Raw genomic sequence first — 23,504 nt, 5'->3', positions numbered from 1 at the left:
GCATCATGCTCGCATCCGCCACGGTTTCGGAGGGCTGCCGCGTGTCGGCTACCCCATTCATTAAGACGGCCGCTAACAAGCTGCGTGGTCGAACAAAGGTGAAGATGCAGTGCGGAAAGCCAACTGTATTTGCGATTTCGCTTCGCGGTGCAATCGTAGGGGCTAAGTCCAAAATTACCCGGACTGGCCAGCGCGCTCAGAATGGGCAGCAATCGATTCGCGTCGATCCCAAAGTTGCCTTTGGTAAACGTGTGTATCGGGCAACGGCAGGGAAAGTGGCAAAATTTGTCGCTTCGAGCCGTATGAAAAAACTTACGCCGCAACATATGCGCGGCGGAAATCGCGAGCTTATCGTCGCCATCGACTTTTGAGTGACAGGCTGAACAGCTGTATCCTAAGCAAACTTTATTAACGAATATGGGCGTAATGAGCAGAGTGACTGTATTACTATGCACGCACGATTCGCCTCTATCCGGTTAATAACAATCGGCTTTGCCAGCTTATCAGCTGTGACGCCCGCATGGGCGCAATCTGCTACCGAGCCGATGGATATCGAGGCGACGGTCGTGGCCGGCTGTCAGATTTCGGCGACTACCATGAATTTTGGCAGTCTGTTCGGGCTGACAGGTCGTCCGACAACCACGTCAACAATCTCGCTGTTATGCTCTCCGAATACCGATTATGCGATTTCTATTGACGCGGGATTGTACCCCAGTGGCGCACGCAATCGGCGCATGTATAATCCGAGCACGAACCGCTACATGCGGTATAACATCTATCGGAACGCCAACTTCACCGGTATATGGGACACGCGAAATAACCGAAAAGTGTCGGGCAATTCCGGCGCTACGGGTGTTGCGAACCATACCGCTTATGGTCAAATCCGTAATCTCGCTCCGGCCGACGCGGGCGCCGGTGTGTTCGCGGATACTGTGACGGTTACCATCGAGTTCTAGCCCGAAATGTATCGGCTATGGGCTATGTCTTTGCTGACGCACGAATAGTTCCGCCTCGCGCATCATTCAAAATTAACCCCAAAAGTGACGCACCTTTGCGGTTTTCAGTGCACCGGCAGTTTGCATTAACCCGTAAATCTTACCGGCATTAACCGTTTCTATACGGCTCCTGCGTATTGCTCCTGATGCCTAATTAACCAGGGCTAGGAGACTATATAATGCGTAAACTAATCATGCTGGCGGCCGGTGCCGCGGCACTTTCGGCGTCACCAGCTTTCGCTCAAGATACCGATGACATGCTGGTCACTGCAACTGTCGTTGACAGCTGCACCGTAACTGCTTCGCCGATGGCGTTCGGTACTCTGACCACACTAGGCACTGCAAACATCGATTCTTCGGCTTCTATCGCTCTCGCTTGTACGCCAGATGCTGCCTATGACGTGTCGCTCGACCTTGGCCTGAATGCCGGTGCAGGCACACAGCGCGAACTCGTGAACGGCGCTGATACTACACAGCGCATCCCATATGATGTGTACCAAGATGCTGCACGCACCGCTTCATGGGGCACTGGAACAGGTAACACTGTTGCCGGCACAGCAACTGGCGGCGTCGCTACGCTGACCGCTTACGGCCGTATCCCGGCATCCGCTTCAGCTGTAACCGCTGGCAGCTACTCGGACAGCGTGACGGTCACCGTTACTTTCTAATCGAGTAGAAAAGATGACGAACGGTGCCATGAAACTTTTTGCAGGCGTAGCTCTGCCGCTGACAATGCTGCTCTCGAGCGGTGTGGCCATAGCGCAAGACGAAGCCCCTGTTCCAGACGACGTTCTGGCGCGTGGAGCAAATGTTTCATTGGCACCGCTTCGCATCGAATTGGATGGAAATCAGCGTGCGGAAACGCTGCGGGTTTATAATCCATCGGGCCGCGCCATAGGTGTGCAGGTCCGGGCATTCGGATGGAAGCAAGAGGCGGGTAAAGACGTCTATTTCGCATCCAACGATGTTATGATTTCACCGTCGATCATCACGATTGAACCGGGCGATACACAGATCTTCCGGGTACTTCGCAGAGATACGCCGGCCCAGGGTGAACGCCGTTACCGCGTTGCCGTTGACCAGCTGCCGGATCCCGAATTGCTCCGCGGCGGGGAGGCGCAAGCCCGTATCCGCTTCACAATTCCGATGTTTATTGACCGCGCAACTGCGAAACCAGCCAATGTGGCATGGTCTATCGGGGGTGACGGTTTGACCGCGACAAATTCCGGCGAGCAAACGGCTCGTATGGTTAATTTGAGCCTAAGAAATGCTCAAGGAGAGCCGATCGAAGTCGAAACCGGCGGTCTCAATTATGTTCAAGGTGGCAGCACGCTCAAATGGGCAATGCCCGGAGGCTGTCCGACGGGCCCGATCCGCGTCAGCGCATCGATCGACGGCGAAAATGTCGATGTCCAGGCGCAAAACACCTGCGGGTAAAACCTTACTCGCTCTGCCATTTGCGTTTGCAGCGCTGATATCAGGGCAGAACCCTGCCTTAGCGCAGGCGTCGGACCCGTTCGCGCTTCCGACAGATGTTTCCATCGATGATGCCCGCGAAAGCGAAGCTGACGGCCCGGGCCTGAGCGCGATTCGGGTCGATGGGCGCTCGCTGGTCCGGATGGTTGACCTCGCATGGATCGACGGCGAGCTAGCGATTGATGCCGAATCTGCCAAAATGGCGAGCCTGCCTTTCGATCCGGGTATGACTGGCTATATCAAGATCAAAGACCTCAATATTGCGGATTGGTCATTCGACAAGCTTAGCCAGCGGCTGAGTATTACGAAACTTCGCGACAGGGATGGCGCAAATGATGTCAATTTCGCGCGCTATACCGGCGGAACCGGCGAGCGCGCCCCGCTGCCTGCGTTGTTGGTCGATTATAACCTTACCGCCACCGCATCAAGCTCCGGCGCGAATGGCGCAGGCGTCGTTTCGCCCCGCTTTGTTTACGGTAATTTTCAGGCCGAAGGCGCGGTACAGTTTCTCACCAATCCCGCCCCTGGCCGCTCTGCGATACGGCGGCTCGATACACGCGTAACTTTCGCTATGCCCGAAAAGGGGCTGATCGTGCGCGCAGGCGATACAATTACGGCTGGCTCGCAAAGCCAGCGCCCGCTCAGAATTGGCGGTTTGCAAGTTGGCACCGATTTTGCTCTCAGACCGGATCTGGTCACCAGCCCGTTGCCCGCCTTTGAGGGCAATGTCGCGGTTCCAACCGGATTGGACCTGATCGTGAATGATCGCCGCTTTACGGGTGCCGACATTGAGGCCGGTAAGTTTCAGGTTCGGAACATCCCGATCAGTCCTGGTAGGGGCGAGGTTTCGGTTATTGTCAGAGACGAATTAGGGCGGGAGGTCATACAGACAGCGCGCATATATGTCTCGAGAGAGCTCTTGGCCCCCGGATTATGGGAGGGGGCTGCCAACATAGGCTATGTCCGACGAAGGTTCGGACAAGTCAGTAATGATTATCGTGACCTGACCAGCACGTTCTTCCTGAGGAGAGGCTTTTCAAAAAGTCTCTCCTTCGGCGTTTCTGGGGAAGTAGGAATTGGAATCCGAAACTTTGGTGCGCAAGCTGAAATGACTTTATTTGACCGCGCTTTGGCCTTTTCTGAAGTGCGTTTTTCCAAGACCACTGAAAATAGCGGGTTTTTGATACGCGGCGGGGTGGAATCCGCCGGATCTGGGTTCTCCGTCAGGGCGGAAGCGATCGTTCCGTCCTCGGGTTATCGCGATTTGGCGTCCCAGGCGGGCGATCCCTTGCCCGCGAAGCAGTTTAACGCCTCAATCAACTTCGATTTACGCGATCATTTGCGACTGCAACTGACTGCCAGCCGACAACGGCGCCAATTTGACCCGCGATTCCCGCGCCAAGTGCAAAAACTTGACATTTTCAGGGCAAGTGGTCGCGCCAAGCTGACCGAACGCATCGATCTCTATGCAGACGTGTCCTATCGCACTGGCGATCAGTCCAATTTGTCGGCAATGCTTGGGGTGAACATCCAATTAGGGCGGAAACGGACTGCACAGGCCTCGATAAGCCGCAGTGGAGGTTTCAACAGCGCTCAAGCTACCTATTTCCGTCCGGATGTAGTCGCGGGCGATGTAGGCTACATGATCGAAGGGCTGGCTGCTGAGCGGCCCCGTGTGGCGGGCCGTCTGGCATGGCGCAGTCGTTATACGCGCCTTGAAGGCCAGGCAGAGTATAATGCAGGCACTTTCGCGGCGCGGGCTAATGCGCGCGGGACGCTGATCTTCGCGGGAAGCACACTCTACGCGCGCAACCAGACAGGCGGGTCCTATGCGCTGGTCCAGACGGGCAAAGTTGGCGGCATCACTGTAACGCGGGAGAATCGCGAGGCGGGTGTGACCGACTCCAAAGGCCGGTTGCTGGTAGAAGACCTTACCCCGCTGGTGCCCGTGCAGTTCGATCTCGACCCCGATAAGCTGCCGTTCGACGCTGTCGCACGGTCGACATACCGCCGTGTCGTCGTGTCGCGCGGTGCTGTCGCCTCGGTAAAGCTCGATGTGGATGCCTATCGCTCGCAGCTCATCAAGCTGGTCGATCCTGGCGGGCGGCCACTGCGGGTCGGCTCACAGCTAATGGCCGAGCCTTCGGGCACGCCATACAGCGTTGCCTTCGATGGGTTGATCGACTTCAATGCTCTGTCCGGCGACGAGAGTCTTACACTTCAACAGCGTGGCGGAGGTTCGTGCACGATACGTCTGCCTGAAATGGGTGATGACAATTTCGACATTCCCGAAGCACGAGCGGACTGTATGGAACTCGACATTGCCACTGCCACCCCGCAACCAGCAGGAGACAGCCCCTAAAAAGTCGCGCGGCGCAACTTTTTAGAAACTATCTAAACCATTGAAATATATCAATTTCCCTTGGAGTACTTAACCGGCTGGGCCTGCTTCACATAGGTGCGCTTTACGGGCTTGGTTGCTGGAGCCGGATGCGATTCAATCATGCGGCGCTTTGCTGGCACTTCCTCATATGTCACGACTTCTTCTTCGTAATGCTCGTAAGTGACATATTCCTTGGTGACGGCGCGCTGGGGGACCTGAACCCAGACAGGGACCAGCATCATCGGCTGTGCATGATAGGCGTAGCTGTACTGCTGATAGCCATACCCGTGGTGACCACCAGAATAACGGGCAAGCCAATCTTCACAATAAGCATAGGCGTCATCATTCTTACGGCTGTTCTTGCCGTCGATCGCGCTACCCACCGCAAGGCCAGCTAGACCGCCTACACCAGCGCCGATCAGCGTACCTGCGAGGCGATCACCGCGCCCTGCGACACGATTTCCGATCAGCCCGCCTGCTGCTGCGCCGACAAGGCCGCCGATGATATTACCGTTGCTGTCTCTGCGACCTTGACGCCCACTAATCCGGCCCACGCATTCATCCATCCACGCAGCGCGGTCGAACTGCGGTTGCTGCGGTTGGTAATGCTGAGGATAAGCGGGTGCCTGAGTTGGCAGGTAAGCTGGTGCGGCATGCTTTGGCGCATGATATTGTGGCGCAGGTACTGAGCGCTTGGCCGTGTCGTATTCATATTCCACGTCGTAATCGGCACCTGCATGATCTTTCACATAGCGCGGCTTCTTCACGTAGCGGACAGGCGGCGCGTACGTTGCACGCTCGGGCAGAGGCTGGACGACAGCTTCCTGGCGATATGTGATTGGGGCCGGTTGCGGCACCAGAGATGGGGCAGGCTGAGCATATTCATACTGGCGATCTTCATAGGTCATCTCCGGACCGTTGCCTTGGGCGAGGGACGGTGCAGCGATAACAAGCGCGCCAAGAGCGGATCCTGTCGAAATGAAAAGGCGGATGGTCATGCTATTCCCCTTGAATATTCATGCAAATGGAAGCCGGACGAATCTCGGCGTTAAGATAAAACTTACCATTCCATTCGCCTGACCCAAGCGGCTTGCGGCGCGTTGTCCCGTTTCGGGGCGGTTGGGGATCGCTAGATCCTGCCTTCGAGGATTTTCGCGAGCGCTTCCACGCCTGCAGCATCTTCCGCATTAAAACGCGACAGGTTGGGGCTGTCGAGATCAATCACCGCGCAGACGGCGCCATCGCGCATGACAGGGACGACCAACTCTGACTGACTGGCCGAATCGCAGGCGATATGTCCGGGGAAAGCGTGAACATCCTCTACGAGCAGGGTCGCGCCTTCGGATGCCGCAGCGCCGCAAACACCCGCGCCCATAGAAATACGAATGCATGCCGGCCGCCCAACGAATGGACCCAGAACCAACTCGCCATCAATGACGCGATAAAAGCCAGCCCAGTTCAGATCAGGAATAAATTCCCACATCAGCGCCGCGACATTAGCCATATTGGCCACCCGATCCGGTTCGTCGGCAATCAGAGCCTGCGCTGCATTGGCCAATTGGCGATAACGCTCTTTCTTGGGCAAATCCGGATCGGGTGCAAAATCGAACATCCCCTCCATCTAGTGCGATGCGCCATTGCCGCAAGCCTCGACTGTGCCTATTCAAAGGCACATGAGCACCAAACGCAAAGTCCTCCTCTGGATTCTCGCAATCATCGTTGTTTTGGCAGCGGTACTTTTCTGGCTTAGCCGCGGCGATACCGCAGGCCTCTCTGTAGAGGAGGTCACCGGCGGTGATCCGGTTCTGGAAGAACCCAACTCGGAAGCTTTTCCGACAATCAACATTGCCGAGCCCATCGGATGGAAAGACGGTGAGCTTCCTGTTGCTGCGGACGGCCTGACAGTCACGCGCTTTGCCGAAGGGCTGGATCATCCGCGTGTCGTCTATGCGCTGCCCAATGGCGATATTCTGGTCACTCTGACACGCTCTCCGAAATCAGAAGGCGGCGGTATTACCGGTTGGATCGCGGATATGCTCATGAGCCGTGCCGGTGCGAAAGGCGAATCGGCCAATGAGCTGGTGCTGCTGCGCGATACTGACGGCGACGGTACCTCCGACGAGAAGTTGGTGCTGACCGATGCGCTCGACTCGCCGTCAGGCATCGCATGGGGTGATGATACGCTCTACATTGCCAATCATGATGCGCTGCTGGCGTTTCCATATACGCTGGGTGCCACCAGCGTTCCCGGCGAAGGCAAGAAACTGATGGATCTGCCACCAGGCGGGGGCCACTGGATGCGCAACATTATTCTCAGCCCGGACGGGAATAAGATCTATGTCGCTGTCGGCTCGGCCTCCAATATTGGCGAGCAGGGTATGGAGATCGAGAAGGGGCGCGCGGCGATCCACGAATATGATCTTGTAGAAGAAAAATCGCGCCTGTTCGCTTCTGGATTGCGCAATCCCAATGGCCTCGACTGGAGCCCGTGGAGCGATGAGCTGTGGACGACCGTGAACGAGCGCGACATGCTTGGTTCGGATCTGGTGCCCGATTATCTTACAAATGTGCCGCTTGGTGCGCGCTATGGATGGCCGTGGCTGTATTTCAAAGACAATGTCGACCGCCGCGTTGATGCGCCGATGCCGGCTTATCTGCAGGAATATGCCCGTCGTCCGGAATATGCGCTGGGGCCGCATGTTGCGGCGCTTGGACTAGTGTTCACCAAAGAAGGTCACCGGATGGGTGAAACCTTCGGACAGGGTGCGTTCATCGCTCGCCACGGCTCGTGGAATCGCAAACCGGCTTCGGGCTATGATGTTGTGTATGTTCCATTCGACGAGCGCGGCAATCCGCTGGGCAAACCCGTTCCGGTGCTGACCGAATTCCTAACCGGCGAAGGCACGACGCGCGGCCGCCCGACATGGGTCGAATGGGCACAGGACGGTTCGCTGCTGGTCAGTGACGATACGGCAGGCATTATCTGGCGGGTACTGAACCCGAGTGCAGAGCCCGGCGCGCCGATCAAGCGTTTGACAACGGACTCACTGCCGCCACAACGCGAATTGATCGGTGATCCGAGAGCTGTCTTCACAGACGACTTCGCCCGCGAAATCCAGATGCCGGTTGATTGATCAGCCGGTTAGCTGCTCGGCGGTCAGCGAGTAGAACAGCTCTGCGCCGCTGGTCGCGGCGGCCTTGAGGCCAGCTGCCTCAGGCACGACGTGGTCGAGGAAATAGCGCGTTGTGACCGGCTTGGTCGCGGCGAGAGCAGGCGCTTGACCGTTTTCAATCGCTCGCTTCTGCAGCAGCATCTGCCAGCCCGCGACTGCGATCGCTGACATTGTGCAGAACGGTACGCTGCCAGCCAGTTTATCATCGAGTGTTGCGTCGTCGCGCATCCATAGGGCGATTTCTGCGCACTCTTCTGCAAGGGCCTTCAGTGCCTGTTCGTCCGCCGCATCGCGGATGATATCTGCCATCAGTGCAGCATAGACCTCGCCATTTTCAAAGCCGAGCTTGCGGGTCACAAGGTCGGCAGCCTGAATGCCATTGGTGCCTTCGTAAATCGGCGCGATCCGCGCATCGCGGTAATGCTGCGCGGCTCCTGTCTCTTCGACGAAGCCCATGCCGCCATGGATTTGCACGCCGATGCTCGCCACATCGATACCCGTATCCGTACCCCATGCCTTGATCATCGGCACCAGTACTTCGCCGCGCTGGCTTGCGGCTTCATCGCCCAATGTCCCCCGGTCGGTCTGGCCAGTTGTGTAGTAGAGCAGCGCGCGCATCGCTTCGGTCAACGATTTCATTCGCAGCAGCATCCGCCGAACATCGGGATGCTCGGCAATCGCCACGGGTGTGCGATCTGGCGATCCGGCTCGAGAAGACTGCACACGTTCTTTAGCGTAATGCGCCGCTTGCTGGGTCGCGCGCTCGGCAATTTGTACGCCTTGGCTGCCGACATTGATCCGCGCATTGTTCATCATCGTGAACATCGCTGCTAGCCCGCGATTTTCCGCACCGATCAGTTCGCCAATACATTCGTCATTATCGCCATAGCTCATCACACAAGTGGGTGACGCATTGATGCCAAGCTTATGCTCAATGCTAACGCAGCGCAGGTCGTTGCGATTGCCAAGCGATCCATCATCTTTCAGGTGATATTTTGGTACGAGGAATAGGGAAATACCGCGGCTTCCCTCCGGCGCGCCGGGAAGACGCGCCAGCACCAGATGCACGATATTCTTCGCCAATTCATGTTCACCCCAGGTAATGTAGATCTTCTGACCCTTGATCAGATATTGGCCCGCATGTTCGCCATCGTCGATGGGCGTGGCGGTCGACCGCAAGGCACCGACATCGCTGCCCGCTTGCGGTTCGGTCAGGTTCATCGTGCCGGACCATTCGCCGCTGACCAGCTTGGGCATGTAGGCAGCCTTTTGCGCATCGCTGCCGTGATGTTCGATCGCCTCGATCGCGCCAACCGACAACATAGGCAGCAGCGTAAAAGCCATATTTGCCGCGCCGAGATTCTCAATCACATTGCAGGCGAGCGTGAACGGCAAGCCTTGGCCGCCAAACTCTTCGGGCGATGCAATCGCGTTCCACCCTTGCTCGACATAGTTGTGATAGGCTGCCTCATAGCCGTCCGGGAGGCGCACCACGCCGTTTTCCAGCTTAGCCCCTTCCAGATCGCCAATCCGGTTGAGCGGAGCGAATTCGCCTGCAGCAAAATCGCCGACTCCTTGGACGATAGCCTCGATCATATCCTCTTCAGCAGCGGCAAAGCGTTCGCTTTGAGCGAGCTCACCGATCCCGGCATTGACTTTGATGGCGAGCAATTGGTCTTGGGTTGGCGGTGTATACGAGGTCAATTGTGTTTCCTTTGCCGCCCTTCGAATAGGCGTTTCCCTTGGCTTTTTCTGCCCCTCACCTATAGCGCCACGCCATGAGCGACAAGGACGCTACGGAAACGACAGGTGCAGACGCTGCCGGGATAGCCCGCGCGGCCGAAATCCTTCGTTCCGGAGGGTTGGTGGCCGTGCCGACGGAGACGGTTTACGGCCTCGCCGCGCGCGCAGACAGCGAGGAGGCTGTGGCGAAGATTTACGCCGCTAAAGGACGGCCTTCGATCAATCCGCTGATTGTTCATATCGCGTCCTTGGAACAGGCTAGGTCTCTCGCGGAGTTCGTTGGCCATGCTGAAGAGGTCGCGGCTGCTGCTTGGCCGGGAGCACTCACTCTAGTGCTGCCGAGAAAGGCTGATGCGGGTTTGGCCAGCGCTGTATCGGCAGGTCTGCCAACGATTGCGATCCGGATGCCTGCACACCCCACTATGCGCGCATTGATCGAAGCGAGCGGCTTTCCATTGGCAGCTCCGTCAGCAAACCGGAGCAATGCAATCAGTCCTACCAGCGCAGAACATGTGCTGGCCACGCTCGAAGGGCGGGTTGATCTGGTTCTCGACGGCGGGACTGCGGAAAAAGGCTTGGAATCCACCATCTTGGCCATCCGTCATGACGGCTCTTGGGAGGAGCTGCGACCGGGGCCGGTGGATGTATCTCTTCTGCATCAGCATTTCTTTGATCGTCCGCTCCGCCCCACAAAAGCGAAAAACGGCATAGAGGCACCGGGTCAGATGCAGCGGCATTATTCTCCCGGCAAGCCTGTTCGACTCAATGCGCGAGAAGCTGCCTCAGGAGAGTTCCTTATCGGCTTTGGGGCAATTGCGGGACAGTGCAGCTTGTCGGAATCGGGCGATCTGGGAGAGGCCGCGGCTAGACTTTATGCCTGCCTTCATCAGGCAGCAGAAGCCGAGCAGCCCAACATCGCAATTGCTCCGATCCCAGATGAGGGAGTCGGTAAGGCCGTCAATGACAGACTCCGCAGGGCTGCGGCCTGATTAGCGCTCTTCTGGCTCGACCGGAATGCTTGGTATCAAAACCTGCATTTCGGCGTAGATCTTCTGCGCCTTCTCGCAGCCGCGCCGGTCACCGTTTGCGCAATCTTGTTGCTGCTTTTCGTAATCGCGCTTGAGCTTGCCGAGCTCTTCCTCGCGCTTGCGGATTTCACGCCCGCGCTTTTCGTCAGCTTCGGACTGACTGGTTGTTGCTAGATCTACCGCCTTGCCCGCCACACGAACCGGGGCCGTCACTACGTCAACCGCAGCTTTCGCAAGGCAGCCTTGCAAAATGAACGCGAAGGCAACGACAACAAAAGGGGCTATGCGGCGTTTGGCGCAACCAATGGGAAGGGACATTCGAATTCCTTTCCCAGGATGCATAACCCCTTTGGAGCAAATCGTCGATTATTGGCGTCATTCGGTGGCGTCGTCACTTGTTACCGATTCCGATTCTTCCGTCGTCGCAAGCGCATTTGCGGCTGGCGCACAGTTGAGACTCCCCGAACCGAACGAATTCAATTCACATTTTGCATCGCCCACGACTGTGATGTCACCTGACCCGCCGATTGTAGCTTCAACAGTGCCATCCGAAGCAAAGGCGACATCGCCTGAACCGGCAATGGTAATATCAGCATCGCCGACTTGAACGTCGGCGAATTTAATGTCGCCATTTCCGCCAATAGTGACATCAAGCTTTTTGACTGTGCCACTAGCGGTGACTTCACCTGATCCGCCGACATTGATGTCGAGATCGTCCACATCGAGAGCGGCGATCACGACGTTACCGCTACCACCGATATTCACATCAGCCTCTTTGGCTAGCGACGGCGCTTCGACCGTGCCTGATCCGCCGATCGAAAGGGATTTCGGCGTTGGCATGGTGACGTTCACAGTAACCGAGCCGCTATCGCCCCAATTACCGCTTTCGCGCCCGATTTCCAAAGTGTCGCCGTCAATATCGAAGCGAAGTTCGGCTGCGGCGTCGGCGTCACCATCGACGGTGATGCTCAGCGTATCGCCTTCTGTTATGATGACTCTGTCCGGGCCGGCAATGGCCAGCGCGGTGGGCGCGTCGCCCGACATGTCCAACTCCGCGAGCGGAACGCCGTCGCTGCCGCCCATCTGAATGTCCATTTCGCACCCGCCCAAAGCCAGGCCTAAAGCGACTATTGCAGCCAGAGCTGCGCATTTGAATTTCTGGCTAACCATTCGATCCTCCAATTACTGTATTGCTCACATAATACAGCTTGGGCCGAGATACAACCGCGCAACGAAAAAGGGCCGCCCACACGGACGGCCCTATTCGGTTCATATGGACGATTGATAGATCAGCTATCGTCGTCGTCATTGTCGTAATATTGCGGCGCGTGCTCGCGCAATATTTCGAGGACTTTCTCGAGAGCGGTGGGCTCGTCGGTCTTGTCCATCGCTGCCAATTCACGCGCGAGGCGGCTGGAGGCGGCTTCGAAGATCTGGCGCTCAGAATAGCTTTGCTCGGGCTGATCGTCCGGGCGGAACAGGTCACGTGTCACCTCGGCAATGAGAACAATCTCACCCGAATTGATCTTCGCTTCATATTCCTGCGCACGGCGGCTCCACATGGTCCGCTTGACCTTGGGTTTGCCTTTGAGCGTTTCCATCGCCTCTTTCAAAGTCTTGTCGCTCGACAGCTTGCGCATACCGATCGCTTCAACCTTGTTCGTGGGCACGCGGAGCGTCATCCGTTCTTTTTCGAAGCGGAGAACATAGAGCTCGAGGTCCATGCCCGCGATTTCTTCATTCTGAATCTCTGTGACACGGCCGACACCGTGTTTGGGGTAGACGACATAGTCGCCGACATCGAAGGCAAGGCCTTTGGCTGCCATAAAAAGTCCTTTCGTGCGGGCCGATCACGTCAAAACAGTCAAATCGACTGGCGGCCGCATCAGGCGATGCGGTCGTAGCGCGTTTTGTGTGTATTGAGTGGTCTGCACCTTTCCAATATTCACCTGCCGCCGGGACCAACCGGCGCGGCAGTGGCTCTATATAGCACGATTGTCACAAAATTGCGAGTCAGTACCGATTCGCAATGGAGCTAGCCCCCGATCGCCATAGATCGAGAGCCTGAAGCACCGCTGGATAGGTGGGTAACTTAGTCGCCTTCGCCTGGTTCCGGGGAGAAGAACTTCTCCATTTTACCTTCCATGCCCTTATAGTCGTCTGCATCGGCGGGCGGCTCTTTCTGGCTGGTGATGTTCGGCCATTCTGCGGAGTATTTGGTGTTCATCTCGAGGATTTTCTCAAGGCCGTCTTCGGTATCTGGCAGAATCGCTTCGGCGGGGCATTCGGGCTCACAGACGCCGCAATCGATGCATTCGCTGGGGTTGATGACCAGCATGTTCTCGCCTTCGTAGAAGCAGTCCACCGGGCAGACTTCGACGCAGTCGGTATATTTGCATTTGATGCACGCATCGGTGACGACATATGTCATTGCGGCGTATTCCCTTTATTCTGAAACGCTAAATCGCCTGCTATGGTCGTTAGCCTTGCGGGTCAAGAACGCGATAGCATGACTGTGCCAAGGCCGGCGGTCCACGGCGCTCTGGAATGGAGAGAATTTCTATTATTCGCACACCGTTTCCTATTGGTAGAACCAATATATCACCCACCGAAACGGCATAGCTGTCGCGCTCTATCCGGTTCCAGTTGCAGCGAATATGCCCCTCATCTACCAGCTGATGAGCCTGACTGCGGGTTTTGACGAATCGCAGATAGCAGAGCAGCCGGTCAATTCTCATGCGTGCCTCAAGCTACCGGACAAGATCAGCCAATGCGGCGAAAGCGTTGCCCTCGCGCGGTCTGGCTGGCTTGGTCCGCTGCTGTTTGCGCCGCGAAGGGCGCCACTCGCACGAATCGGGTGTTTGCGGGCCAAACGCACCCTCGGGAAGCGACTTGGCAGGATGGATGCGGAAACCAGCAGCGCCGAGCAGTCTCTTGTAACTGTCAGGGGTAAGGCCGGTCGAAATCGCCAGTGCCGGATCGACATAGAATCGCTTCTTGCCCGATTTGGCGCGCGCATCGTGGGTGGCGCGCAGGATCTTCTCGGCAATATCTATTCGGACAGCCTGTTTTCCGGCAGGTCGATAGCCGGACGGATGCTTGCCCGCGCCATCGATGACCGGAATCATCGCATCATTGAGCGGCCTGCGATCAACGCCCATCGCGCTGAGCACTTTGCGCGGTGCTGGCTTGAGCAGCGCAGGCGCAAAGATATCAAGCGCGCCAAATGTGACACCAAGACGGCGTAAGAAGGGCCTCATTTCCTTGGGTAAGTGCTGCAGACCAGCTTTCTCGCGAGTGACAAAGCCGTGACCGGCAATCAGGGTAAGCAGTAAGGCGCGCGCTTCAGATCCGGCATCGGAGTCATGTGTCGCGTCCTCCATTTTGCCGAGCGGAGCGATGGATTCGATTTGTTTTGCCAGCCATCCTTCAAGCGCTTTGGTCAATATTGCCTGATCAGCATCCTGGAGAACATCCAGATCACGTTCTAGTGCCAGCTTCGCACGCGCAGGATTGGTGCTGAGATCGAGCTTGGCAATCCGCTGGGCTTCCCACCAGACCGCGCCCTTTCTGAGTTCGAGAGCATCTAAATCCTCGCCAGCCAGTTTACGCGCCTTCTCGCCCAGAATACGCGGCAAAGCCTTCTCGCCTGCCGATAACAGCATTTTGCGGTCTGTATGGTTGGCGCTGGGATCGACGATGAAGCGGAAGCCTTTAACGTCGCCAATCGGCTCATCCTCCACCGATAATACACCATCATCAGACAGCTTCACAGCCAGCAGTGAAGCATCCTGGCCTAAAGATTTCATCAGGATTGCGGTCCTTCTATTCACAAAACGTTCGGTTAACCGCCCGTGTAGCGCATCGGACAGCTTGGCCTCCACGCCCCTTGCGCGGCTGGCCATTTCATCGCGCGCTAGAACCCAATCGGGCCGCTGGCAAATATAGGCCCAGCTGCGGATCGCAGCGATCCGGCCCTGCAGAGCATGAATGTCCCCCTGCATATTGTCGAGTTCGGAGATCCGAGCGGCGACGTAATCCGCGCCGATATAGTCGTGCCGCAAGTCCTGCCAAAGCCGTGCAACGAAGCGCGAATGCGTCTCTGCGCCCTGCTGACGAAAGTCCGGCAGCGAGCAAACTTCCCAGAATCTACGCACTTGCGACGCCGCCTTGACGTCCTCACCTATTGGGTCATCTGCCAGACGTTTCAGCACGGCTAGATCAATCGTTTCCGGCATGATCTGCAATTCGGGCTCGTGCGGAACGCGCTCGAGATCGCCGATCAAAGTAGCAAGCGTATCGAAGCGCGGCTCTGAATCGCGCCAGAACAGCTTGGTCATCGGCGCGAAGCGGTGTTCCTCAATCGCGTAGATTTCTTCTTCGGTGAACTCGGCGGGTTCTGCGTGCTTATCACCAGCCCCGGAGAGGGTCCCGAAAGTTCCATCACGTTGGTGACGGCCCGCTCGCCCGGCGATTTGCGCCATTTCGGCGGGGAACAATCGGCGCATGCGAACACCGTCAAATTTCTTGAGCGCAGCAAAGGCAACATGATTGATATCGAGATTGAGCCCCATCCCGATTGCGTCGGTGGCGACGATGTAATCGACTTCGCCTGATTGGAAGAGTTCGACCTGGCGATTGCGCGTTTCAGGGCTGAGCGCACCCATCACAACCGCCGATCCCCCTCTGAACCGGCGCAGCATTTCGGCGACCGCGTAAACCTGCTCTGCCGAGAATGCGACAATCGCGCTTCGCGGCGGCAAACGTGAGAGCTTGCGCGGCCCGATATGGGTGAGGGTGGAAAAGCGTGGGCGGTCCGAAATCTCTGCACGGGGAATAAGCGAACGCACGAGTGGCGCCAGCGTCGCAGCGCCGAGCAAAAGGGTTTCCTCGCGCCCTCGCGCATGGAGCAGATGGTCGGTGAAAATATGCCCGCGCTCGCGATTTCCGCCGAGCTGCGCTTCATCAAGCGCGACAAAGGCATGATCGCCGCCATCCTTGGGCATCGCCTCGGCCGTACACAGGAAATAGCGGGCGTTGGGAGGTTCGATCCGCTCCTCACCGGTGATCAGCGCCACCTGGGCTTCGCCTTTAATCCCTACTACCCGGTCATAGACCTCGCGGGCGAGCAAACGCAGCGGAAAGCCCATTACACCGCTTGAATGGGCGCACATCCGCTCAATGGCGAGATGGGTCTTACCAGTGTTGGTCGGTCCCAGGACCGCTCTGATGATGGATTGGTCGCGCATAAGTGCTTCAAAAAGCAATGTGCCACTTCGCTGGCCACCCGACAACCGCCGGTCGCGCGCGATCAACAGCCCGTCTCAAAGCCGAGTCTGCCCGCCGCAGATTAGGGCGGAATTAACTTTAATTCTGCAAGAAACCCCGCATAGACGGATTTACGGGTCAGGTCGCACATTGATCACGCGCGACTTCAATTGGAGAGCGGGGTGTATACACCGCCTAATAGCAATGCCGCAGGGGATGCGGCCATAGACGAGGTCAGCGGCGGGACGTCATGGCGTTCCGTCGCGCTTACGCATGACCAGATTGTGGATGATGATCGCCCGCAAGTGCTCCAACGAGCAAGTGGACTGACCGAAAAATTCGATGAATGGCGTTTTTCTGCCTCCGAGAAGCTAGAGAGGGTGGATCTGACACCCGACCTCGCAGAATCGATCGGCAGCAAGCGATGGTTTCGCGGTCTTGGCACGCTGTTGGGTCTATCTGCGATTGCTCTTGCGATGTGGCCCGACTTTTCGCCGCTCGAAGCTGCGCCCGTAATGGAAGTGGATGACAGCGTTCGCGACGAGTTTCGCAGTCAGATGATTATGCCGCTGGCGCTGGGCGCGGATAGTGGCCGGCATATGGGCGCTACGCCTACGGTGGTGGAGCTCGAAAGCGCGCCAGAACGTCCGCAACTGGATATGCTCGCCACTTTGGCCCGCGGCGACAGTTTCGGGCGGATGCTCCAGCGTGCCGGTGTCGGATCGCGCGATGCCGACCGGGTCAGCGAGTTGATTGGCCGGACCATGCCGCTCGGCGAGATCGAGCCGGGCACACAGGTCGATATCACCCTTGGCCGCCGTCCGGCGCCTGGTGAAACACGGCCACTCGACAATTTGAGTTTCCGTGCACGCTTTGATCTCGCGTTGCAGATCGAACGCGTTGACGGCAATCTGGCGCTGAAACGCATTCCGATCCGCGTTGACGACACACCGCTGAGGATTCGCGGTACTGTAGGCGGCAGCCTGTACCGTTCTGCGCGCGCTGCGGGCGCACCGGCCAGCGCGGTGCAGCAATATCTTTCGGCATTGGGCGATCAGATCGATCTCGACCGTGCAGTCCGCTCGACCGACACATTCGACATCATCGTCTCGCACCGCCGCGCGGCCACCGGCGAACGTCAGGCGGGCAAATTGCTCTATGCGGGCATTGATCGCAGCGGCAAGCCGAAAACCCAGTTGATGCGCTGGGGTGACGATGGCCGTTTTTATGAAGCGTCTGGTGTCGGCGAGCAACGCAGCGGGCTTGTTGCGCCTGTGCCCGGCCCGATCAGTTCGCGTTATGGCATGCGCCGCCACCCGATCCTCGGATATCGCCGGATGCATGCGGGCCTCGATTTTCGCGCGCGAAGCGGCACGCCAATTGTTGCGGTGACCGATGGGCGCGTAGTCGGTGCCGGCCGGATGGGCGGCTGCGGCAAAGCGGTCCGCCTCAATCACGCAGGCAATCTTGCGACACGGTATTGCCATATGAGCCGGATTGCAGTGCGCAACGGGCAATCGGTCCGCCGCGGGCAGATTATCGGCTATGTTGGCTCGACCGGTCTTTCGACCGGGCCACATCTTCATTATGAAATGTATCGTGGTGGTCGGTCGGTGAATCCTGCTTCCGTTAGGTTTGTGACGCGCGCGCAACTTTCAGGCGACGATTTGCGCAAATTCCGCGCGGCGCTCGCGAAGCTGAAAACGGTAGAGGAAGGTGCAGCGCTTGCAGATCTGGAGCAGAAGCCGTCTGAAATGGGCGAACCCGAGCGAGAGATTGACAAGCTGGAAGCATCCAAGAAAGTCAGCTGATGTCGCTTTCCGCCCCTGATAATCGAAGCGCCGATTGAACCGAGCGGGCAATTGCGGCACATATGCGGCAATGACTGGATTATTTCCCCATACTCGCCTGCGCCGCACGCGCGCATCCGGCTGGAGCCGCGCGCTCCACCGCGAAACCGTCTTGACGCCAGCCGATCTGATCTGGCCTCTCTTCGTGACCAAGGGGAACGGTGTCGAAGAACCCATTGCCTCACTGCCAGGCGTGTCGCGCTGGTCGGTTGATGGAATTGCAGCGCGCGCGAAAGAAGCGGTTCGGCTTGGCATTCCTTGCATTGCTCTGTTTCCGAACACGCAGCCTGACCGTCGCTCCGACGATGGTGGAGAGGCGCTCAACCCGGACAATTTGATGTGCCGTGCGATCAAAACAGTGCGCGATGCCTGTGGGTCGGATATCGGCATTCTGACCGATGTGGCGCTCGATCCATACACGGCGCACGGACAAGACGGCCTGCTCGATGATGCGGGTTATGTGGTCAACGACTCGACCGTCGAGGTTCTCGTTGGTCAGGCACTTAATCAGGCGGCGACAGGTGCGGATATCATAGCGCCCTCAGACATGATGGATGGCCGGATCGGCGCGATCCGCTCGGCGCTGGAGGGTGAAGGCCACGTCAATGTGCAGATCATGGCTTACGCGGCGAAATATGCCTCTGCCTTCTACGGCCCGTTCCGCGATGCTGTGGGGTCTGGCGGCCTGCTGAAAGGCGATAAGAAAAGCTACCAGATGGATCCGGCCAATGGCGAAGAGGCGCTGCGCGAAGTCGCGCTGGATATTTCCGAAGGCGCGGACAGCGTGATGGTCAAACCGGGCCTGCCTTACCTCGATATCGTGCGCCGGGTGAAAGAACGTTTCGAGGTGCCGACGTTCGCTTATCAGGTGAGCGGCGAATATGCGATGATCGAAGCCGCGGCGGCGGCGGGTGCAGGCGACCGCGACGCATTGGTTCTCGAAACGCTGATGAGCTTTAAACGCGCAGGCTGTTCCGGTGTGCTGACTTATCATTCGGACCATGCGGCCAAACTGCTGAATGGGTGATCTGGTTTTGGAGACTGCCCAGCTGGTTCTCCGCCGGGTGGATGAGGGTGACGCTGAATTGCAGCACCGCATACTCAACACAGCTGCCGTCATGAAGCATCTTGGCGGAGTGAAGGAACTCCACGAAATCGAGACGAAGCACGCCAAGACTATGGCAAGCTTTGCACGCGAAGGCTTCGGTTTTATGATGATGATCGAGAAGGCGACCGGCGACATGGTTGGCCATGCCGGGCTGAAGCGGGTCGATCACACGCTTGCGCTCAATCAAGGTGATATGGAGATCGGTTGGCTGGTGCGCGAAGATCGCTGGCGGCGCGGCTATGCGATGGAAGCTGCCAGGGCAGTGCGTGATCTGGCTTTTGTTGGTCACGATACTCCTCTTCTCGTTGCGCTCACATCGGCGGCAAACGTGGGCAGTTGGCGGATTATGGAGAAACTTGGGATGCGCCGGCGCAAGGACCTGGATTTTAATGACCCGAACTTCCCGGCAGGCGAGAACCCCACGATCCAGTACAGCATAGACCGTGAGGAATGGCAGGCGTCACGATGATGGATGGTTTTCGCTATGAAACCGAGCGTCTTATTCTACGCGATTGGCGCGAAGAGGACTGGCCGCCATTTCTGGAGCATACCAATACACCGGCTGTGATGCGCTGGCTCGGCGGGGTGCTTGGTGCGGACAAGCAGGCCTGGATGCGTAGACGGCTCGAAGGCTATCGACGGGATCATGCCTTCACGTTCTGGGTACTCGAACGCAAACAGGATGGCGGGCATTTAGCAGGCGAGATCATCGGTTTTTGCGGGTTAAAAATGTCCAACCAAGACGGCGGCCCAATGGGCGAGCACGAAATCGGTTGGCGCTTGCGCGAAGATGCCTGGGGCAAAGGCTATGCTCTCGAAGCTGCGCAAGCGAGCCTGAAAGTCGGCTTCGAGCGCTTTCAAGCGCCGCATATCATTGCGCTGACGGTTGATGGCAACGCCGGTAGTTGGGGCCTGATGGAGCGCCTTGGCATGAAGCGCCGCAACGATCTTGATTTCGAAAGCAACGATTTCAGTGACGAAGATTCGACAATTATTGTTTACCGGATCGACCGTCATGATTGGCGGAAAGTACACTAGATGACACAAACCCGCCGCTGGCTATTCGTCGCCACGATACTGACGGGCAGCTTTCTGCTGTTTCTGGTGCAGCCACTGGTTGCGCGCATGGCGCTACCACGTCTGGGCGGAGCATCAGCAGTGTGGAACAGCGCAATGCTGGTCTATCAAGCGTTGTTGCTGGGCGGATACGCTTATGCCCACGCTCTCTCGCGTTTCACTATCGCACGGCAAGCAAGCATCCATATCGCGCTTCTGGTTCTCGCCGGCCTGACTCTGCCGATTGCGCTGGCAGATCTGCCGCCACCATCGGCAGGTATGGAAATAGTGTGGGTGCCGCTGCTATTTCTCGTGACGATTGGCCCGGTGTTTTTTGTCGTCTCGGCCCAGGCTCCGCTAATTCAGCGGTGGTATGCTGCGAATGAAGGTGCTGGTGATCCATACTGGCTCTATGCAGCGTCCAATATCGGCAGCTTTTCAGGGTTGCTCGCTTATCCGTTGCTACTTGAGCCAAATTACGCGGTGGCCGACCAAAGCACCGTGTGGACTATTGGCTATTGTCTGTTGCTGGCACTTGTCGTGTTTGCAGCTGCCTCTCGCTGGAACGTGGCGGATATATCGGTAAATGACGGCGATAGCGACTTGGCAGAGCCCATCGGTGCGGCGCGAATGTGTTTGTGGCTGGCATTAGCCGCCGTGCCGTCAGGTCTGATGTTGTCGACTACCACCCATTTGACCACGGACATCGTGGCAATGCCCTTGCTGTGGGTCATTCCACTGGGCCTGTATTTGCTCAGCTTCGTGTTCGCATTCAATGAAAACAGCACAATTGGTTGGGTGTTGGCCAAAGTGGCACCTGTTACCGTGATATTGCTCGGCAGCTTGGCGATGGTCAGTGGCAGCTCGGGCGGCCTAAACGCGGCTCTGGCGTCGGTCGGCTTGCTATTTGTCGCTGCGGTTGCGCTGCACCGCCGCCTTTATCAGGATCGACCCGGCGTTGAGCGGCTGACGTTTTTCTATCTTGTGATGAGCGCGGGCGGCGTTCTGGGTGGCGCGTTTACCGCTCTACTGGCTCCCGCCCTGTTCGACTGGGTGTGGGAACACCCGCTTCTGGTCCTTGCAGCAGCTGCTCTGCTGCCGAACACACCGCTGATCGATTGGATGAAGTGGCTTGATTTCAGTGAAAGCAGCAAGCGAATTGCCACGCTCGCGATTGTGCTTGGTGCGGTTCTGCTGGCCAGCCTGCTTGACTATTTTGTTGCGAACGAGAGCACGCTGGGCCTCTATGCAATGGTCCTGGCGGTTACATTGTGCGGCGTGCTTGTGCTCGGCAATCGCTGGGCGATGGTTGCTATTTTGCTGGTGTTGATGGTTGCGCGTGGCGGATATGAAACGCTGGCAACCTCCCTCAAAGGCGATCGGGATCGCAGCTATTTTGGAATCTACACGGTAACAGATGATCCGGTAACGGAGCGACGCCATTTGATACACGGCACGACTGTGCACGGTGCGCAGAATACCAATCCGGCACAGCAGTTCGATCCTACAACCTATTACGGCAAAACATCTGGTGTCGGCCTGGCTCTGGCCGCCGCACCGGGCCTGATAGGTTCGGAAGCCAGCATTGGCGTTGTCGGTCTCGGTGTTGGTACGCTTGCTTGCTACCAACAGCCGGGACAAAGCTGGGAATTCTTCGAGATTGATCCGAAAGTGGTGGAATATTCCCGGGATGGGTCGTTCAGCTTCATCAGCGAATGCACGCCGGACTCGAAAATGCACATTGGTGATGCCAGAGTCATGTTGGAGCGCATGGAAAACGGCCGCTTTGATATTTTGGTCGTCGACGCTTTCAGTTCCGATTCAATTCCGGTCCACCTCATGACATCGGAAGCATTTGGCCTTTATCGCCGGATGGTTGGCCCGGACGGTGTGGTCATGGTCCATATTTCCAACCGGTTTATGGATCTGCAACAGGTGATTGCGGCACTGGCCGACGAGCAGGGTCTCACAACCAGAGTGCGGATCGACGGCGCGGACAAGGATTCAGGGATTACATCGTCGATGTGGGTTGCGCTGTCGGCCAATCCAACAAAGGTTGAAGAACTGGCGCGATCCGGAAAAGATGCCGGTTGGCAAGAGCTGCCGCAACGAGTGGATACGGTCTGGACTGACGATTTCGCATCCATCCTCCCTTTCATCCAGTGGGAAAATGTGCTCGGTAACTGAGTATGAAGAATTCCCGCCCCGGCGTCACCATCATTCCCATTCACGGCAAGAGTCCGCAGATCCACGAAAGCGCGTTTGTCGCGCCAGGCAGCGTGCTCGTCGGCGATGTCGAGATCGGCGCCGAAGCCTCGATCTGGTATAATTGCGTGCTGCGTGCTGATGTCAGCAGAATCGTGATCGGAGAACGATCCAATATTCAGGATGGCACTGTGGTGCACTGTGATCCGGAGCGTCCTGGTTCGCCCGATGGCTCTCCCTGCATCATCGGCGATGACGTATTGATCGGTCATATGGCGATGGTCCACGGATGCATTATAGAAGATCGCGGCTTTGTCGGCCTCGGCGCGATTGCAATGAACAATTCACGGATTGGCAGCGACGCAATGCTGGCGGCGGGTGCGATGTTAACCGAGAACAAGATTATGGAACCGGGCCAGCTATGGGCGGGGCGCCCAGCCAAGTTCCTGCGCGATTTGCCTGAACCGGCGATTGCCGGGATGCGACTGGGCGTTGCGCATTATGTAGAAAACGCCAGACATCACAGCGTTGCAGTCGACGCAGCCGATATTTCTTAAGGCGTCACGACACCAGATGTTGCGCCGCGCAACTGGCCGGCCGCGTCGTTATTCGCGCACTTAGCTTTCAGGCATCTTGGTCGCATATTTGAACATATGCGGGACGAAATCCGCCTTGCCGATCTCGAGCCCCTCTGCGCGGAGAATCGCGTAGGCTGTTGTCAGGTGGAAGTAGAAATTCGGCATTGCCCAATCGCGAATGTATTCAGACAGTGTCATAGTGAACTGCATGCCATTGGGCAGATCCAATACGGTCTGACTGTCGCCGTCTTTCATGTCGCCTTTCTGGATCGAACCAAGATACTCGTCCATTTTAGCAAGCGCTGCCTTGGCATCGGCAAAGGATGCATCATTCTCATCGCGCGAGGTAAACGCGCGTCCGGTCAATCGCTCTGCCGCTTCACCGGGCTGGTTCGAGAGAAAGCGAATTTGCACCGCCAGCGGATGCATGTCGTCTGCAAGCTTGGCCTGAAGTAGCGTATCGCCTTTTGCATGCGCTTCAGCTTTGTTCAGCAAACCCGAAAGCATAGTCAGGCCTTGGCGATATACTGGAATAGATTGTTCATAGAGGGTCATGTGGATGTCTCCTTCCCCGACGATCTACGGCACTAAGTTGCAAGCTACAACTGAAGAGGGGCGCAAGTCTGTTAAGACCGGCGCCC

General features: G+C 57.5%; 23 protein-coding genes. 13 read left to right on the top strand and 10 right to left on the bottom strand.

The window, feature by feature from the left end; translation table 11 throughout:
* Positions 1-5 precede the first annotated feature (5 nt).
* The 5 genes from GRI35_RS01860 (at position 6) to GRI35_RS01840 (ending at position 4,833) form a co-directional block, all read left to right on the top strand.
* On the top strand, positions 6-371 hold the full coding sequence (locus GRI35_RS01860) for a hypothetical protein (RefSeq protein WP_160612447.1): 366 nt from the start codon (positions 6-8) through the stop codon (positions 369-371).
* 78 nt (positions 372-449) lie between these two features.
* Entirely contained in the window at positions 450-956 is a 507-nt protein-coding gene (locus GRI35_RS01855) for a Csu type fimbrial protein (protein WP_160612446.1), read from the top strand.
* Between the two features lie 218 nt (positions 957-1,174).
* Positions 1,175-1,663, top strand: a complete 489-nt coding sequence (locus tag GRI35_RS01850; RefSeq protein WP_160612445.1) for a Csu type fimbrial protein — start codon at positions 1,175-1,177, stop codon at positions 1,661-1,663.
* Between the two features lie 28 nt (positions 1,664-1,691).
* Positions 1,692-2,432 carry a fimbrial biogenesis chaperone gene (locus tag GRI35_RS01845; protein ID WP_160612444.1) on the top strand — a complete coding sequence of 247 codons (741 nt, stop codon included), beginning with the start codon at positions 1,692-1,694 and terminating at the stop codon, positions 2,430-2,432.
* Positions 2,404-4,833, top strand: a complete 2,430-nt coding sequence (locus tag GRI35_RS01840; RefSeq protein WP_160612443.1) for a fimbria/pilus outer membrane usher protein — start codon at positions 2,404-2,406, stop codon at positions 4,831-4,833. The genes GRI35_RS01845 and GRI35_RS01840 overlap by 29 nt, the downstream gene beginning before the upstream one ends.
* A gap of 50 nt (positions 4,834-4,883) precedes the next feature.
* Here GRI35_RS01840 and GRI35_RS01835 read toward each other — a convergent pair whose 3' ends face one another.
* Both GRI35_RS01835 and GRI35_RS01830 read right to left on the bottom strand, forming a co-directional pair.
* Positions 4,884-5,852, bottom strand: coding sequence for a glycine zipper 2TM domain-containing protein (locus tag GRI35_RS01835; protein WP_160612442.1), 969 nt, complete (start codon positions 5,850-5,852; stop codon positions 4,884-4,886).
* Positions 5,853-5,983: 131 nt separating this feature from the next.
* Positions 5,984-6,466, bottom strand: coding sequence for a GAF domain-containing protein (locus tag GRI35_RS01830; RefSeq protein ID WP_160612441.1), 483 nt, complete (start codon positions 6,464-6,466; stop codon positions 5,984-5,986).
* Between the two features lie 61 nt (positions 6,467-6,527).
* Here GRI35_RS01830 and GRI35_RS01825 point away from each other — a divergent pair, with 61 nt between their 5' ends.
* Positions 6,528-7,988, top strand: a complete 1,461-nt coding sequence (locus tag GRI35_RS01825) for a PQQ-dependent sugar dehydrogenase (protein WP_160612440.1) — start codon at positions 6,528-6,530, stop codon at positions 7,986-7,988.
* Here the strand turns inward: GRI35_RS01825 and GRI35_RS01820 are convergent, their stop codons facing one another.
* Positions 7,989-9,731, bottom strand: a complete 1,743-nt coding sequence (locus GRI35_RS01820) for an acyl-CoA dehydrogenase (RefSeq protein WP_235900099.1) — start codon at positions 9,729-9,731, stop codon at positions 7,989-7,991.
* Between the two features lie 74 nt (positions 9,732-9,805).
* Here GRI35_RS01820 and GRI35_RS01815 point away from each other — a divergent pair, with 74 nt between their 5' ends.
* Positions 9,806-10,759 carry an L-threonylcarbamoyladenylate synthase gene (locus GRI35_RS01815; RefSeq protein WP_160612439.1) on the top strand — a complete coding sequence of 318 codons (954 nt, stop codon included), beginning with the start codon at positions 9,806-9,808 and terminating at the stop codon, positions 10,757-10,759.
* On the opposite strand, the gene GRI35_RS01810 is transcribed toward GRI35_RS01815, so the two are convergent.
* The 6 genes from GRI35_RS01810 to GRI35_RS01785 all read right to left on the bottom strand — a co-directional run bounded on the left by GRI35_RS01810 (position 10,760) and on the right by GRI35_RS01785 (position 16,047).
* Positions 10,760-11,116, bottom strand: a complete 357-nt coding sequence (locus GRI35_RS01810) for a hypothetical protein (RefSeq protein ID WP_160612438.1) — start codon at positions 11,114-11,116, stop codon at positions 10,760-10,762.
* 57 nt (positions 11,117-11,173) lie between these two features.
* The gene (locus tag GRI35_RS01805; protein ID WP_235900098.1) at positions 11,174-11,968 is read right to left on the bottom strand and encodes a head GIN domain-containing protein; all 795 of its coding nucleotides are present in this window, start codon (positions 11,966-11,968) and stop codon (positions 11,174-11,176) included.
* A 119-nt stretch (positions 11,969-12,087) separates the two neighbouring features.
* Positions 12,088-12,624, bottom strand: a complete 537-nt coding sequence (locus GRI35_RS01800; protein ID WP_160612437.1) for a CarD family transcriptional regulator — start codon at positions 12,622-12,624, stop codon at positions 12,088-12,090.
* A 266-nt stretch (positions 12,625-12,890) separates the two neighbouring features.
* Positions 12,891-13,229: a ferredoxin FdxA gene (gene fdxA, locus GRI35_RS01795; RefSeq protein WP_160612436.1), complete on the bottom strand. Its 339-nt coding sequence runs from the start codon at positions 13,227-13,229 to the stop codon at positions 12,891-12,893.
* Positions 13,230-13,278: 49 nt separating this feature from the next.
* Positions 13,279-13,536 carry an RNA-binding S4 domain-containing protein gene (locus GRI35_RS01790; RefSeq protein WP_160612435.1) on the bottom strand — a complete coding sequence of 86 codons (258 nt, stop codon included), beginning with the start codon at positions 13,534-13,536 and terminating at the stop codon, positions 13,279-13,281.
* A 12-nt stretch (positions 13,537-13,548) separates the two neighbouring features.
* A complete protein-coding gene (locus tag GRI35_RS01785; protein WP_160612434.1) occupies positions 13,549-16,047 on the bottom strand; it encodes a helicase-related protein in 2,499 nt (832 codons plus the stop codon).
* A gap of 201 nt (positions 16,048-16,248) precedes the next feature.
* Between GRI35_RS01785 and GRI35_RS01780 the strand changes: the two genes are divergently transcribed.
* The 6 genes from GRI35_RS01780 to GRI35_RS01755 all read left to right on the top strand — a co-directional run bounded on the left by GRI35_RS01780 (position 16,249) and on the right by GRI35_RS01755 (position 22,842).
* On the top strand, positions 16,249-17,877 hold the full coding sequence (locus tag GRI35_RS01780; RefSeq protein WP_290258965.1) for a M23 family metallopeptidase: 1,629 nt from the start codon (positions 16,249-16,251) through the stop codon (positions 17,875-17,877).
* Positions 17,878-17,947: 70 nt separating this feature from the next.
* Positions 17,948-18,943, top strand: a complete 996-nt coding sequence (gene hemB, locus GRI35_RS01775) for a porphobilinogen synthase (protein ID WP_160612433.1) — start codon at positions 17,948-17,950, stop codon at positions 18,941-18,943.
* Positions 18,936-19,493, top strand: coding sequence for a GNAT family N-acetyltransferase (locus GRI35_RS01770; protein WP_160612432.1), 558 nt, complete (start codon positions 18,936-18,938; stop codon positions 19,491-19,493). The genes hemB and GRI35_RS01770 overlap by 8 nt, the downstream gene beginning before the upstream one ends.
* Positions 19,475-20,062: a GNAT family N-acetyltransferase gene (locus tag GRI35_RS01765; RefSeq protein ID WP_235900097.1), complete on the top strand. Its 588-nt coding sequence runs from the start codon at positions 19,475-19,477 to the stop codon at positions 20,060-20,062. The genes GRI35_RS01770 and GRI35_RS01765 overlap by 19 nt, the downstream gene beginning before the upstream one ends.
* Positions 20,063-22,267: a fused MFS/spermidine synthase gene (locus GRI35_RS01760; RefSeq protein ID WP_160612431.1), complete on the top strand. Its 2,205-nt coding sequence runs from the start codon at positions 20,063-20,065 to the stop codon at positions 22,265-22,267.
* Positions 22,268-22,269: 2 nt separating this feature from the next.
* A complete protein-coding gene (locus GRI35_RS01755) occupies positions 22,270-22,842 on the top strand; it encodes a gamma carbonic anhydrase family protein (protein WP_160612430.1) in 573 nt (190 codons plus the stop codon).
* A 60-nt stretch (positions 22,843-22,902) separates the two neighbouring features.
* On the opposite strand, the gene GRI35_RS01750 is transcribed toward GRI35_RS01755, so the two are convergent.
* The gene (locus tag GRI35_RS01750) at positions 22,903-23,418 is read right to left on the bottom strand and encodes a DUF1993 domain-containing protein (RefSeq protein WP_160612429.1); all 516 of its coding nucleotides are present in this window, start codon (positions 23,416-23,418) and stop codon (positions 22,903-22,905) included.
* Between the last annotated feature and the right edge of the window lie 86 nt (positions 23,419-23,504).

Source organism: Pontixanthobacter aestiaquae (assembly GCF_009827455.1).
In the GTDB taxonomy this organism is placed as follows: domain Bacteria; phylum Pseudomonadota; class Alphaproteobacteria; order Sphingomonadales; family Sphingomonadaceae; genus Pontixanthobacter; species Pontixanthobacter aestiaquae.
The sequence above is the reverse complement of the archived record's forward strand: the minus strand, read 5'-3'. Positions and strand labels throughout refer to the sequence as shown.